Origin of the sequence: Mycobacterium sp. URHB0044 (genome assembly GCF_000620625.1) — a bacterium.
Lineage (GTDB): Bacteria > Actinomycetota > Actinomycetes > Mycobacteriales > Mycobacteriaceae > Mycobacterium.
In genome coordinates this window covers 184,505-198,462 of the sequence record NZ_KK211157.1, presented here as the reverse complement: position 1 = coordinate 198,462, position 13,958 = coordinate 184,505, and the positions used below count along the sequence as shown (strand labels likewise).

Annotated in this window: 12 protein-coding genes; 9 read left to right on the top strand and 3 right to left on the bottom strand. The window is 67.8% G+C overall.

Annotated elements, in window-relative coordinates; all coding sequences use genetic code 11:
* Positions 1-39 precede the first annotated feature (39 nt).
* Together N536_RS0136825 and N536_RS0136820 are read left to right on the top strand one after the other, a co-directional pair.
* Positions 40-1,683, top strand: a complete 1,644-nt coding sequence (locus N536_RS0136825) for an NAD(P)/FAD-dependent oxidoreductase (protein WP_029118189.1) — start codon at positions 40-42, stop codon at positions 1,681-1,683.
* A 4-nt stretch (positions 1,684-1,687) separates the two neighbouring features.
* The gene (locus tag N536_RS0136820; RefSeq protein ID WP_029118188.1) at positions 1,688-3,742 is read left to right on the top strand and encodes an acetate--CoA ligase family protein; all 2,055 of its coding nucleotides are present in this window, start codon (positions 1,688-1,690) and stop codon (positions 3,740-3,742) included.
* Here the strand turns inward: N536_RS0136820 and N536_RS40575 are convergent.
* Positions 3,683-4,822 (bottom strand): ROK family transcriptional regulator, encoded by a 1,140-nt coding sequence (locus N536_RS40575; RefSeq protein WP_231514741.1) that lies wholly within the window; start codon positions 4,820-4,822, stop codon positions 3,683-3,685. The two genes, N536_RS0136820 and N536_RS40575, sit on opposite strands and share 60 nt — an antisense overlap.
* 78 nt (positions 4,823-4,900) lie before the next feature.
* On the opposite strand from N536_RS40575, the gene xylA reads away from it, so the two are divergent.
* The 5 genes from xylA (at position 4,901) to N536_RS0136790 (ending at position 10,596) form a co-directional block, all read left to right on the top strand.
* Positions 4,901-6,124, top strand: coding sequence for a xylose isomerase (gene xylA, locus N536_RS0136810; RefSeq protein ID WP_029118187.1), 1,224 nt, complete (start codon positions 4,901-4,903; stop codon positions 6,122-6,124).
* Positions 6,125-6,208: 84 nt separating this feature from the next.
* Complete coding sequence (locus tag N536_RS0136805) at positions 6,209-7,306, top strand: sugar ABC transporter substrate-binding protein (RefSeq protein ID WP_029118186.1); 1,098 nt, start codon at positions 6,209-6,211, stop codon at positions 7,304-7,306.
* Between the two features lie 7 nt (positions 7,307-7,313).
* Positions 7,314-8,090, top strand: a complete 777-nt coding sequence (locus tag N536_RS0136800) for an ATP-binding cassette domain-containing protein (RefSeq protein ID WP_029118185.1) — start codon at positions 7,314-7,316, stop codon at positions 8,088-8,090.
* A gap of 22 nt (positions 8,091-8,112) precedes the next feature.
* The gene (locus tag N536_RS0136795) at positions 8,113-9,378 is read left to right on the top strand and encodes a sugar ABC transporter permease (RefSeq protein ID WP_029118184.1); all 1,266 of its coding nucleotides are present in this window, start codon (positions 8,113-8,115) and stop codon (positions 9,376-9,378) included.
* Positions 9,379-9,384: 6 nt separating this feature from the next.
* Positions 9,385-10,596 carry an ROK family protein gene (locus N536_RS0136790; RefSeq protein ID WP_029118183.1) on the top strand — a complete coding sequence of 404 codons (1,212 nt, stop codon included), beginning with the start codon at positions 9,385-9,387 and terminating at the stop codon, positions 10,594-10,596.
* Here the strand turns inward: N536_RS0136790 and N536_RS40570 are convergent.
* On the bottom strand, positions 10,581-10,901 hold the full coding sequence (locus N536_RS40570; protein WP_231514740.1) for a cupin domain-containing protein: 321 nt from the start codon (positions 10,899-10,901) through the stop codon (positions 10,581-10,583). The genes N536_RS0136790 and N536_RS40570 overlap by 16 nt on opposite strands.
* A complete protein-coding gene (locus tag N536_RS0136780; protein WP_029118181.1) occupies positions 10,901-12,103 on the bottom strand; it encodes an FAD-binding oxidoreductase in 1,203 nt (400 codons plus the stop codon). Before N536_RS0136780 ends, N536_RS40570 begins: the two co-directional genes overlap by 1 nt.
* 64 nt (positions 12,104-12,167) lie before the next feature.
* On the opposite strand from N536_RS0136780, the gene N536_RS0136775 reads away from it, so the two are divergent.
* Positions 12,168-13,343 (top strand): acyl-CoA dehydrogenase family protein, encoded by a 1,176-nt coding sequence (locus N536_RS0136775; RefSeq protein ID WP_029118180.1) that lies wholly within the window; start codon positions 12,168-12,170, stop codon positions 13,341-13,343.
* 31 nt (positions 13,344-13,374) lie between these two features.
* The coding region (locus tag N536_RS40565; RefSeq protein ID WP_036439002.1) for a DUF222 domain-containing protein at positions 13,375-13,958 on the top strand (584 nt) is incomplete at its 3' end.

Below are 13,958 nucleotides of genomic sequence, written 5' to 3'. Positions count from 1 at the left end.
AGTCAGGCAGGCTGGCGAGCCCCACGAAAGAGGTCCCCAATGTCGAATGCGTACGACGCGATCGTGATCGGCGGCGGCCACAACGGATTGGTCTCGGCGGCCTACCTCGCCCGCTCCGGCGCACGGACTCTGGTGCTGGAATCGCGCGGCAGCCTCGGCGGCGCCGCCACCACCGAGTCGCCGTGGGAGGACGCGCCCCACCTTCGGGTGACCCGGCTGTCGTACGTGATGAGCTTGATGCCGCCCACCATCGTGCGTGAGCTCGGCCTCGAGCGGCACGGCTACAAGGTGCACCCGATGGGCCCGTACTACCAGGCCTTTCCGGAGGGCGGGTCGCTCACCATCTACGACGACGATCCGGCGCGGACCCACGAACAGCTGGCGAAGTGGTCGAAGAAGGACGCCGACGCGTGGCCGAAGTGGAACGCGTGGCTGGAGGGCATCGCCGAGGTGATGGGTCCCCTGCTCACCCAGGTGCCGCCCACCATCGGTTCCCGCCGGCCGTCGGACCTCATCGACCTGGCGAAGCTGGTGTGGAGCCAGCGCGGCATCGACGTCCGCACCACCGCCGACGTGACCCGGCTGCTGACGATGAGCATCGCCGACCTGCTCGACGACTGGTTCGAGTCGCCCCAGATCAAGGGGGCGCTGGCGGTCAACGGCGTGATCGGCACGTGGGCCGGGCCGTACGAGCCGGGAACGGCCTACGTGATGGCCCATCACTCCATCGGTGACGTCGGCGACGGCCAACTCGGCAGCTGGGGCTATCCCGAGGGTGGCATGGGTGCGGTTTCGGAGGCCATCGCTCGATCGGCGCGCAGCTTCGGTGCTGAGATCCGCACCAAGGCAAGGGTTTCCCGGCTGCTGGTACGCAACGGCACGGCGCGCGGCGTCGTCCTCGAGAACGGCGACGAGATCTCCGCCCCGCTGATCGTCACCACGCTGCATCCGAAGATCGCCTTCCTGGACCACATTCCGCGCGCCGAGCTGCCCGATGACTTCGTCGGCGACATCGAGCACTGGAAGACGCGAAGCGGCGTCGTCAAGATCAACCTGGCGCTGGCCGAGTTGCCCAACTTCACGGCCGACCCCAGTTCCGGTCTGGCCGAGCATCACACCGGTTCGGTGGAGATGGCGCCCACCATGGAGTACATCGAAGCGGCCTTCCAGGATGCCCGCGCTGGCAAGCCGGCGCTGCTGCCGTTCAGCGACGGCGTCATCCCCACCGCACTCGACACGACGCTGAATCCCGATGGCACGCACATCATGTCGCTGTTCACCCAGTGGGTACCTGCGCAGTGGAGCCAGGAACCGCACACAGAAGAACTCGACGCCTACACCGACCGCCTGATCGATCTCTACGACCAGGTCGCCCCCGGCTTCAAGTCGTCGATCACGCACCGCGACGTCGTCGGGCCGTACGAGATGGAGCACGAGTACGGCCTGATCGGTGGCAACATCTTCCACGGCGAGCTCTCGCTGGAGCAGCTGTTCCACATGCGCCCCGCGCCGGGTTTCGCCGACTACCGCACCCCGATCGCGGGCCTGTACAACGGCAGTTCGGCCACCCATGCCGGTGGGGGCGTCTGCGGCATCCCGGGCTGGCAGGCCGCCAGGGCCGCTCTCGCGGACAAGAAGAAGGCCGGCCGACGTGGCCTCGCCGCGCTGGGCCGGCGGTCCTAGCCGGATGGACGACGCGCGCCGGGCGGCCGTCGCGGCCATGCTTGGCGCGCGCTCGGTCGCGGTGGTGGGCGCCAGCGACAGGCCGGACAGCTTCGGCGCACGCATGGTGATCGAGGCCCGACGCAGCTCGGCACGAACACATCTCGTCAACCCGCGATACGACCGGATCGGCGACCTGCCCTGTGCCCCTTCGCTGGCCGATCTCGACGAACCCGTCGACCTGGTCCTGCTCGGCGTGCCCGACGGTGCGCTGATCCCACAACTGGAGCTGGCGGTCGAGTCGGGTGCGCGGTCCGCCGTGCTCTTCGGTGCGGCGCACGGCCTCCGCGACAAGATCGCCGCCGTGGCCTCGGCAGGCGGCCTGGCGTTGTGCGGCGCGGGCTGCATGGGTTTCGTCAACAACGTGACCGGCGTACGCGCGCTGGGCTATCTCGAGCCGGATCCGCTGCCCGACGGCGGGGTCAGCCTCGTCACCCATTCCGGATCGGCCTTCTCGACTCTGCTGCGGTGCGGGCGAGGGTTCGGGTACCGGCTCGCGGTGTCCTCGGGTCAGGAAATCGTCACCGACACCGCCGATTACGTCGACCATGCACTCGACGACCCCGGCACCAAGCTGGTCGCCCTGCTGATGGAGACCCCGCGCTCGGCGCCCCGGCTGCGCCAGGCGCTGCTGCGGGCCGCCGAACGCGACGTGCCGGTGGTGGTCCTGCCCGTCGGCGGCTCGCCGACCGGGCGTGCCATGGTCGCCGCGCACTCCGGAGCACTGGCCGGCGAGGACGCCGGGTGGCAGGCGTTCTGCAATGCGGTCGGCGCCATCCGGGTGAGGGATCTTGCCGAGTTCACCGACACGATCGAACTGTTCTGCGCGGGGCGGCACCCGACGCGAGGCGCGAAGGGCATTGCGACAGTGCATGATTCGGGAGCCGAACGCGCCCTGACCGCTGACCTGGCACACGCGTCGGGCGTGGAGTTCGCCGCGCTGTCCGAGCGCACCGTGCAATCGATCGAGGGCCTGCTCGACGAGGGACTCCTCGCGACCAACCCGCTGGACGTCTGGGGTACCGGAGCCGACACCCGCGGCCTGTTCCGGGCCTGCCTGCGAGTCATCGTCGACGACCCCGCGGTGGCTGTCACGGCGCTGGCGGTGGACCTGGTGACCGAGTTCGACGGCGACACGTCGTACGTCGACGCGGTCCTCGACGTCGCGGCCGACACCGAAGCGCCCATCGCGGTGCTGGCCTCGCTACCGTCCGCCATCGACCGAGTCACCGCGGAACGGTTGCGGCACAACGGTGTCGCCGTCCTGGAGGGAACCAGCAGCGGGCTGGCCGCACTCGGCCACCTCGCCACGTGGCCGTTGCCGGTGGACGACGTGCCGCTCGCCGTCGACGCCGACCGGCGGCGCCGCTGGCGCGCGCGACTGTCGGCCTGGGACCCGGGTGCGGCGTTCGACCTGCTCGCCGATTACGGGGTTCCTGTCGCCGCGCCGCGCGTGGCTGGATCGGTGGAGGAGGCCGTGGCAGCTGGTTCGGCGATCGGCTATCCCGTCGCGCTGAAGACGCTGGGCGCCGAGCACAAGAGCGATGTGGGCGGCGTCGTGCTCGGCATCGCCGACGCCGAGGCGCTGTGCGCGGCATATACGACGATGGCACGACGGCTCGGGACCGACGTCACCGTGCAACCGATGATCGACGAGGGCGTCGAGATCTCCGTCGGCGTGGTTCGGGACCAGGCGTTCGGCCCGCTGGTGGTGGTCGCGGCGGGCGGCACGTTGATCGAGCTGCTCGACGACCGCGTGGTCGCGCTGCCTGGAATGTCGCGGACCGGGGCGCTCCGACTGCTGGAGGGCATGCGCATCCGAGCGCTGCTGGCAGGCTGGCGCGGTTCGCCACCCGCGGACCTCGCGGCCCTGGCCGACGTCATCGCCGCATTCTCCACGCTGGCAATCGAACTCGGCGACGCGCTCGACGCGGTCGAGGCCAATCCGGTGATCGTCTCCTCAGACGGCGCTGTCGCGGTCGATGCGTTGATGGTAGTGCGCAGCGGGGTCGGACAGTAGCGGCGCGAACGCCAGTTCGGCGGCCCCGATCATCAGCGTCTCGGAGCCCAGGCTCGCAGGGACGATCCTGACGAGATCGCGAGCCGCGCGAAGACTGTGCCGCGCGAGCGCATCGTTGAGCACCTCCGGTGCCAACGAGGGAAACACCCGAAGGAATCCGCCAAGTACGATCAGTCCCGGGTTCAGCACGTTGACGGCGTTGCCGAGGGCGATGCCGAGATAATGCGCCTGGCGTTCAACGGTTTTCGCATCGGGGTCATTCGTCTGAGACTGGCTGACTTCGGTCTCCAGGCATCCGATGCCGCCGCAGTGACACATGGCCGCACCCCCGACGAAGGTGTGGCCCAGCTCGCCGGCGTAACCCGCCGCGCCGTCGAGGAGTTCGCCGGCGATCACCACGCCTGCGCCGATGCCACCGGCGCCGCCGTTGACGTAGATCATGTGTTGGGCTCCTGAGTGCCCCCCAAAGACGTGCTCGGCGATCGCGCCAAGATTGGCGTCGTTGGCCGCGTACACCGGCAGTTGAGTTGCAGCACTGAGCAGTTCGCCGATCTCGGCGTCGTGCCAATCCAGGTGGGGCGCCAACCGCACCATCGATCCGGCGGCGTGCACCAGGCCGGGGACGGCCACCCCGATCGCGGTGACGTGGCGGTCGGGCTCCAGCCGCCGCCGAATCCCATCGATGGACTCCGCGGCCAGCGCGACCGTCTCCTCGACGCCGGGGACACCGGAGGTGGGGTGCCTCGTCACCTCGATGACCGTGCCGCCGAGACTCACCAATCCGACGGTGACGGCGTCGATTTCGGGATTCACCGCAATGGTCAGGACGCGCTGCTGCGGGCGTACGACGGGGCTCGGCCTGCCCACCTGGGCGGCCGCGCCGGGTTGCGCTTCCTCGACGAGGCCGTGTTCGGCCAACTCCTCGACGAGGTCCTTGACGGTGGATCGGGACAGCTCCGTGCGGCGGGTGAGTTCTGCGCGGCTGAGGCCGCCGTGGCGGTGGACGAGGGTGAGCACGCCGGACAGGTTGCGCCGGCGGACGTCGTCGGTGCTGGTCCCGATCCTGGCGGTGCGAACCACGCGGTTCCTCCCATTGACAGTGGCGTACGACACATCATATGTTCGAGCTCTGAACAAATCTAGGTAAGGAGGCCGGAGATGTCCGTCCTTGAGTCAACCATTCACGCGGCCGACGGCCTGGTGCCGCAACCGTCCGACAAGTTCTCCTTCGGGCTGTGGACCGTCGGTTGGACCGCGGCCGATCCGTTCGGCGTCGCCACCCGTCCCGCGCTGGACGTGGTCGAAGCCGTCGAGCGACTGGCCGAACTCGGTGCCCACGGCCTGACGTTCCACGACGACGACCTGTTCGAATTCGGGTCGTCCGACACGCAGCGGCGGCACGCCATCGGCAGGCTGACGGCTGCGCTGGAATCGACAGGCATGGTCGTGCCGATGGTGACCACGAACCTGTTCACCCAGCCGGTGTTCAAGGACGGCGGCTTCACCAGCAACGACCGCGGTGTGCGCCGGTTCGCACTGCGAAAGGTGCTGCGCAACATCGATTTGGCTGCGGAGCTCGGCGCGCAGACCTTCGTCATCTGGGGTGGCCGCGAGGGCAGCGAGTACGACACCGCCAAGGACGTGCAAGCGGCCCTGGAGCGCTACCGCGAGGCGCTGGACGTACTGTGCGAGTACGTCACCGACAACGGTTACCCGCTGCGCTTCGCGATCGAGCCGAAGCCGAACGAGCCGCGCGGCGACATCCTGTTGCCGACCGTCGGCCACGCGCTGGCCTTCATCGAGACCCTCGCGAAGCCCGAACTCGTCGGCGTGAACCCCGAGACCGGACACGAGCAGATGGCCGGGCTCAACTTCGTGCACGGCATCAGCCAGGCGCTCTACAGCGGCAAGCTGTTCCACATCGACCTCAACGGTCAGCGCGGGATCAAATTCGACCAGGATCTGGTGTTCGGGCACGGCGATCTCGCCAACGCGTTCGCCCTGGTGGATTTGCTCGAAAACGGCGGCGTGGGTGGCGGCGCGAGCTACACGGGCCCCCGCCACTTCGACTACAAGCCCAGCAGGACCGAGGACATCGACGGCGTCTGGGTTTCGGCGGCCGCGAACATGCGGATGTACCTGCTGCTCAAGCAGCGCGCCGCGGCCTTCCGTGCCGACCCCGAGGTGGCGCAGGCGCTCGAGGCGGCCCGCGTCGCTGAGCTTCGCCAGCCGACGCTCAACCCGGGGGAGACGTACCGCGATTTGTTGGCTGACCGGTCGGCGTACGAGGACTTCGACGCCGGATCCTATTTCGGTGCAAAGGGGTTCGGCTTCGTCCGGCTGAACCAGCTGGCGATCGAGCATCTGATGGGCGCTCGCTGAGCTCGACGGTGTGAACCTCTAGACGTGACGTGTGTCACGTTATATGTTGCCTGAAACAACAAATCGAACGATGGGAACATCTCCATGAAGCGTTTCGGTCCTCGGATGCTGGCCGTGCTCGCCGTGCCCCTGGCGGCCGGGCTGGTCCTCACCGCGTGCGACAGCGGCAGCGGTGGCAGCGGCGGTGGCGGAGGCGGAGGCGACCAGGCCCAGAAGGGCAAGATCGGTGTGATCCTGCCGGACACCAAGTCGTCCGTGCGATGGGAATCCAAGGACCGGCCTGCGCTCGAGGCGGCCTTCAAGCAAGCGGGCGTGCCGTACACGATCCAGAACGCCGAGGGCTCGGCCGACAGCATGGCCACCATCGCCGACGGCATGATCGCCGACGGGGTGACCGTACTGGCCATCGTCAACCTCGACTCCGACAGCGGTGCCTCCATTCAGCAGAAGGCGGCCAGCCAGGGCGTCAAGACCATCGACTACGACCGGCTCACCCTTGGCGGGTCGGCCGACGCCTACATCTCGTTCGACAACACCAAGGTCGGCGAGCTGCAGGGGCAGGGTCTGGCCGACTGCCTGGCAGGCAAGCCGTCGAACGTGGTGTTCCTCAACGGTTCTCCCACCGACAACAACGCCACCCTGTTCACCGCGGGCGCGCATTCGGTGATCGACAAGACCCCGTCGATCAAGATCGTCGGCGAGCAGGCCGTGCCGGACTGGGACAACGACAAGGCCGTCACGATCTTCGAGCAGATGTACACCGCGGCTGACGGCAAGATCGACGGCGTCTATGCCGCGAACGACGGACTGGCCGGATCGGTGATCTCGATCCTGCAGAAGAACCAGCGGGCCGGCCAGGTCCCCGTGACCGGTCAGGACGCCACCGTCGAAGGGCTGCAGAACATCCTCGCCGGAACGCAGTGCATGTCGGTCTACAAGTCGGCGAAGGAAGAAGCAGGCGCACTGGCCGAGGCCGCCATCGCCCTTGCGACGGGCAAGGACGTCTCGACCAACAGCACCTCGAAGGACGACAAGGGCAACCGCGACGTTCCCTCGGTGTTGCTGACCCCGAAGTCGATCACCAAGGACAACATCGACGTGGTCTTCAAGGACGGTGGCCAGTCCAAGGAAGAGGTGTGCGCCGGGCAGTTCGCCGCGATGTGCACCGCTGCGGGACTCTGATCGGCCGATGACCGAGCCGATCCTCGAATTACGGGGAGTCAACAAGAGTTTCGGTGTCGTGCACGTGCTGCACGACGTCGACTTCCAGGTCTATCCCGGTGAGGTCACCGCACTGGTGGGCGACAACGGCGCGGGGAAGTCGACGCTGGTCAAGGCCATCGCGGGCATCCACCCGATCGACAGCGGCACGTATCTGTTCGAGGGCAAGCCGGTCACGGTGCACGGGCCCAACGACGTTGCGGCGCTTGGCATCGAGGTCGTCTACCAGGACCTGGCGCTGTGCGACAACCTCGACATCGTGTCGAACATGTTCCTGGGTCGTGAGATCGTGACGCGGGGCGTGCTCGACGAGGCCAAGATGGAAACGATGGCCCGCCAGGCGCTGACGTCGTTGTCGGTGCGGACCGTAAAGTCGGTGCGCCAGACGGTGTCCAGCCTGTCGGGCGGTCAGCGCCAAACGGTCGCGATCGCGAAGTGCGTGCTGTGGAACTCCAAGGTGGTGCTGCTCGACGAGCCGACCGCCGCCCTTGGCGTGGCGCAGACCCGGCAGGTCATCGACCTCGTTCGCCGGTTGGCCGATCAAGGCCTTGGCGTGGTGTTGATCTCGCACAACATGGTCGACGTGTTCGAGGTCGCCGACCGGATCTGTGCGCTGTATCTCGGCCGGGTGGCGGCCGAGGTGAAGGCGTCGGAGGTTACCCACAGCCAGGTGGTGGAGCTGATCACCGCCGGGCGTTCCGGCGATCTCGGCCTTGCGCCTGCCGAAGCCGCTCAATCGATGTGATGCACTCGTGAAGGACAAGACCATGGCCACCATCCAAAGTAGCGCCAGCGAAACGGATTTCGCCCAAGACAACCGGCCCGACGAGACGTTCGGGGAAGCGGTACGCGGCTACCTCCAGCGCGTTCGCGGCGGCGACATGGGTTCACTGCCTGCGGTACTCGGACTCATCGTGCTGTTCATCGTGTTCGGTGCCGCCAACGAACGGTTCATGTCGGCGCTCAACCTGGCCAACCTGGTGACGCAGGCCGGCTCCATCTGCGTGTTGGCGATGGGACTGGTGTTCGTGTTGCTGCTCGGCGACATCGACCTGTCCGCGGGCGTTGCCGGTGGTGTCTCGGCCTGCGCGATGGCCCTTGCCATCACGAACCAGGGCTGGCCGTGGTGGGCGGCGGTGCTGGGTGGTGTGCTGTGCGGTGCGTTCATCGGCTTGGCGATCGGGCTGCTGCGGGCGAAACTGGGAATTCCCTCGTTCGTGGTGACGCTCGCGTTCTTCCTTGGGCTGCAGGGCGTTACGCTCAAGCTCATCGGTGAGGGCGGCTCGGTCCGAGTCGACAATCCGGTGATCAGGGGCATCACCATCGACAACCTGCCGGTCATGGTGGGCTGGGTCGGCGCGCTGCTGGTGGTGGCCGGGTTCGCCGGGTTGGAGCTCTTCCGGCACCGCAGCAAGGTCCGTGCGGGACTGCACCACTCACCGTTCGGGGTGGTGGCAGCACGCATCGTCGGCGTCGCCGTGGTGACGCTCGGGGTGACGTACCTGCTCAGCCTCAATCGCAGCGTCAACCCGAACGTCGAGATCCGCGGAATCCCCTACGTTTTGCCGATGGTGGGCGTGCTGCTCATCGGGTTGACCTTCGTGCTGACGCGCACCTCGTACGGACGGCACATCTACGCCGTCGGCGGCAACGCGGAGGCGGCGCGGCGGGCGGGCGTCAACGTCGATCGGATTCGGATGTCGGTCTTCATCGTCTGTTCGTCGTTGGCCGCCATCAGCGGGATCATCGCAGCGTCCTACGGCGGCAAGGTTTCTGCCTCGTCCGGAGCAGGCAACGTGCTGTTGTACGCGGTCGGCGCGGCGGTGATCGGCGGCACCAGCCTGTTCGGTGGCAAGGGCCGTGCGCTCGACGCGGTGATCGGTGGGGTGGTGGTCGCGACGATCGCCAACGGTCTCGGTCTGCTCAACCAGTCGTCCTACATCAACTTCCTGGTCACGGGCGGCGTGCTGCTGCTCGCCGCCAGTGTGGACGCCATCTCCCGACGACGGCGGTCCGCAACGGGTCTGAGCTGAGGCGCAATGCCGAGCTCGCGTGCCGGGGCCGGGACGAATCGCGACGGCGTGCGACGGCACAACCTGAGCACGCTGCTCGGCCATCTGCACCTTGCCGGTCAACTCTCGCGATCGTCACTGACGACGCTGATGGGCCTCAACCGCAGCACGATCGCCGACCTCGTCGCCGAGGTCGAGGAGCTCGGGCTGGCCACCCAGCAGCCGCCGGACGCCAGGATGCACACGGCCGCCGGCCGGCCGTCGGTCGACGTGTGCGCGACCGAACGGGCCTACGTACTGGCGGTCGACGTGCGGGTGTCCGGCTTGGTGGTGGCCCGGGTCGGTTTGGGTGGGCGGGTGCTGTCGCACGCCAGCGGACCGTCGCCGGACAACCACGACCCGCAGGCCACGGTCCGCGCGGTTGCGCACCTGATTCGCCGGGCCGTCCGCGACGCGGCGCCCGCGTCGGTGCTCGTCGGGATCGGCATCAGCGTGCCCGGCATCGCAGATCCGGACAGCGGAATCGTGCGCCTGGCACCGAATCTCGGGTGGCGCGACCTGCCGCTCGCGGACCTGCTGGCCGCCGAGCTGGGAAGTTCGCTGCGACCCGTATTGGGCAACGACGCCGACCATGGGGCACTGGCCGAGCACCTGCGCGGCATCGGCCGCGGCGTCGACGACCTGGTCTACATCTCCGGTGAAGTGGGCGTGGGTGCAGGAGTCGTGGCGGGCGGCCGACCCATCAGCGGAGCGTACGGTTTCGCTGGGGAGATCGGCCACGTGCCGTTCGGCGACGGAAGGAAGCAGTGCCACTGTGGCGCCACCGGGTGCTGGGAAACCGAGATCGGAGCGGCGGCGATGGCCGCGGCCGTCGGCTGCCCGCCGGACCGGCTCGCGCATCTTGGCGACTATCTCGATGAATTGACGTCGGCTCCAGTAGAACTCGCAACCATCGGTCGTCACCTCGGCCGCGGACTGGCCGGGCTGGTGAACCTTCTGAATCCGAGGATGATCATCATGGGCGGCTATCTCCGGTCGTTGTACCGGTGGGTCGAACGCGACGTCGAAGCGGAGATGGCGACGCGGGCACTGCGAATTCCGGGTATGGCGCCACGCATCGTGTTGCCCGGGTTGGGGGATCAGCCGGTCCTCGTTGGTGCGTCGGAAGTCGCGTTCCGTGGACTGCTCGACGATCCGGTCGGCCGGATGATGGTGGCCAGGGGTCAGAAGATCGAATAGACCTTGCGCACGGTTTCGTGCAGGTCCCAGGTGCCGGTCCAGCCCTTCGGGAACACCGCCATGTCACCGACGCCGATCTGCGATGGCTCGCCGCCGTCGGGCGTGACGGTCATGCTTCCCGCGACGAGGTAGATGACCTCGTTGGTCTCTAGCGCCCACCGCGACGGTCCCGGCGCGCATTGCCAGATGCCCGCGGACGACTCGCCGTCCACCCACAATTCGACGCCGTGGGTGTCCATCGGAACATCGGTCGCCTCGGGAAGCGGGCCCCAGTCCTCAAGCTCGGCTTCTGCTGCGTGCGTCATCATTGCATGGCCCTCTCCGGGAACGGCAGCGAAATAGGTTCGGGCGCAAGGCGGCTGTTGCCGTCGGCGTCGAAGCGGTCCAGACCGAGGTCGGTCAGGTCGAGCCAGGTGCACGTACCCGTCGTGACGAGGTCGGCGGCCACCTCGGCCACCGCGGGGCCCCACATCATGCCGTGGCCTGCGGCGCTGGCCACCACCGTGCCTTCGAGCGGCCCGTCGTCGGTGAGCAACGGCCCGAGGATCGGCAGGTGATCGGGGGTGTAGTCGATGGTCGCCGCCCATGACCGGCGCAGGCCGAGGCCGGCAACCTCTGGGAACAGGTGCTCGATGCGGTCACGCGCCTTCACGTAGTAGTCCGTGTCGAAGTCGACGGCGACCCCTGGCGGTTCGGCCGGATTGCTCATGCCCCACAGCAGGCCACCGGATTCCCCTGGCCGCCAGTAGATTCCGGAGGTCACGTCGAACACCATCGGCAACTCGTAGACGTTCAAGTCCGATAGCTTGGCGGTGACGACGACCTGGTGGCGGGTGCCGCCTGCCGGAATGCGGGCACCGGCGCGGCGGCCGACGTCGGCGAGCTGCGGTCCACCGGTGAGCACCACCCGGTCGGCGTCGATGGGTCCCCCCGATGTGTCGACGCCCACCACGCGTCCGCCGCGGGTGCGCAGGCCGGTGAACGTGCAGTGCTCCCGGACGTCGACACCGTGCGCGGTGAGGGCCGCGGTGTAGGCCAACACGTTTCGTGGCGCGTCGATGTAGCCATCGCCCGGCGCGAACGAGGCGCCCATCGTGACGCCCGACGCCAGGCCGGTGTGCCGCGCATCGAGGTCGTCGCCGTCGAGCCACTCGACCTCGAGGCCAAGGCCGCGCTGCAAAGCGATGCGTTCGTGCGCCTGTTCCACCTCGGCCGGTGTGAAGCAGGGCATCAAGTAGCCCTGCGCGACGAATCCGCAGTCGAACGGGAACCGTTCGCCGCTGGCGGCGTAGAACTCCTGCGACCTCAGGCCAAGGCGGATCGCTGTTTCGGTGCCGCCCTGCGCGCGGACCATGCCCGCGGCGCGACTGCTCGCCCCGTCGCCGAGTGTGCTCGCTTCGAGGAGGATGACGTCGCGCACACCGCGTTCGGCGAGCAGAACGGCGGTCCACGCACCGACCGTCCCCCCACCGACCACCACGACGTCGGCGCCATCGGGACTGGTCATACTACGAGACGGTGGCATAGACTGAACGCTCAGTCAAGAGGTCGGCGAGGATCGGGGTGCCCGGATGTACGGACTTTCGGCGGAGGATCGACGCATCCGCGAGACGGCGCGAACGTTCGTCGAATCGCTGATTCCGCACGAGGTCGAAGCCGAACTGGCCGGCGGTATGTTGCCGAAGGAGCTGACAGCTGAACATCAGTCCCGGGCAATCGAATTGGGCCTCTATGCCACCAACATGCCGACGTCCGTCGGTGGTCCGGGATGCACTGCGCTGCAGCAGGTTCTGGTGCAGGAGCAGACGGGCCGCGTGACCAATGGACTCGCGTGGGTGATGGCGACGCCGCCGCAGTGGTGGGTCGACGTGGCCACCGAGTATCAGCGTGAGCGTTGGCTGTTGCCCGCAGTCCGCGGCGAGAAGCACGAGGCGTACGCGATCACCGAGGAGTTCGCGGGCTCCGACGTGTCGGCGCTTCGGGCCACCGCCCGCCGGGTGGGCGACGAGTACGTGATCGATGGGGTCAAGTGGCACGTCACGTCGTACAACCTCGCGGACTACCTGTTCGTGCAGGCCAAGTTGGTCGGTGGTGAGTTCGACGGCGAGCACGTGCTGCTCGTGGTGGATCTGCCCTGGCCCGGTGTGGAAGTGGTTCGCACACCGCACTATTCGCACCACATCGCCGACGAGCACCCGATCGTGGCGTTCAACGGTGTGCGCGTCCCGGTTCGGAACCTGGTCGGCGCAGAGGGGGAGGGCATGACCTTCACCCAGGACTGGTTTCGGTTCGAGCGGCTGATGGTGGCGGCGCGCTGCGTCGGGGCCGCGCAGCGGTTGTTGGACGAGGTGACTGCTTTCGCCAAGGATCGGGTGGTCGACGGCAAGCCGCTCGGCGAGCATCAATTGGTGACGGGCATGCTGGCCGACAGCGCTACGGAACTGTTCGCCGCGCGCACCATGCTCTACGAGGTGGCGCGCTCGATCGACGCAGGCACCGACCGCAAGACCCTCCATGCCCAGGCGTCGATGGCCAAGCTGTACTGCTCCGAGATGGCAGGCCGGGTGGCCGACCGCAGCGTGCAGATCTTCGGTGGGCGCGGTTACATGCGGGAGAACGTCGCCGAGCGGATGTACCGCGAGCTGCGCGTCGAGCGAATCTGGGAGGGCGCCAGCGAGATCCAACGACTCATCGTGGGCAGGCAGCTGATGACTCGTGGCCCGGCGGCGGTGTTGGAGGGCGCCTAGTTTGTCGGTGGGTCCTTGTAGACTCGCACATGTGTTCGATGGTCCGGAGTGTGAGCTCATCGAGGTGATGGGTGAGGCGACGCGTGATGAGTCGACGGCGACCGCGCAGCGGTTGCTGGCGGTGGGCAGGTTGTATGCCCGCCGGGCGGTGGAGTTGGCGCAGTGGAATACGTGGCGCACCGATGTGACCGCCGAGGTGGCTGCGGAGGTGTCGGCGGCGCAGAACGTCAGCCACGCCCGCGCGGTGGGCCAGATCCACTATGGGCGCACCTTGTGTGAGCGGCTACCGATGGTGGCGAAGGTGTTCCTGCGGGGCACGATCGACTTTCGGATGGTCTCGACGATCATCGCGCGCACCGAGAACGTCGAGGACGAGGTCATCGCCACCGTGGATGAGGCGATCGCCGGGCACGCCGAGAAGTGGATGAAACTCTCGAAACCGAAACTTCGGGATCGCATCGATTTGTGGGTGGCGAAGTTCGATCCGAATGCGGTGCGGGTTCCGCCGGAGGTCGACGACAACCGCTATGTGGAGATCTTGCCGAGCGACACTGCGGGGATGGCCTTCTTGTTGGGTCACATTCACGCCGCCGACGCCGCCGCGATCGATCAGCG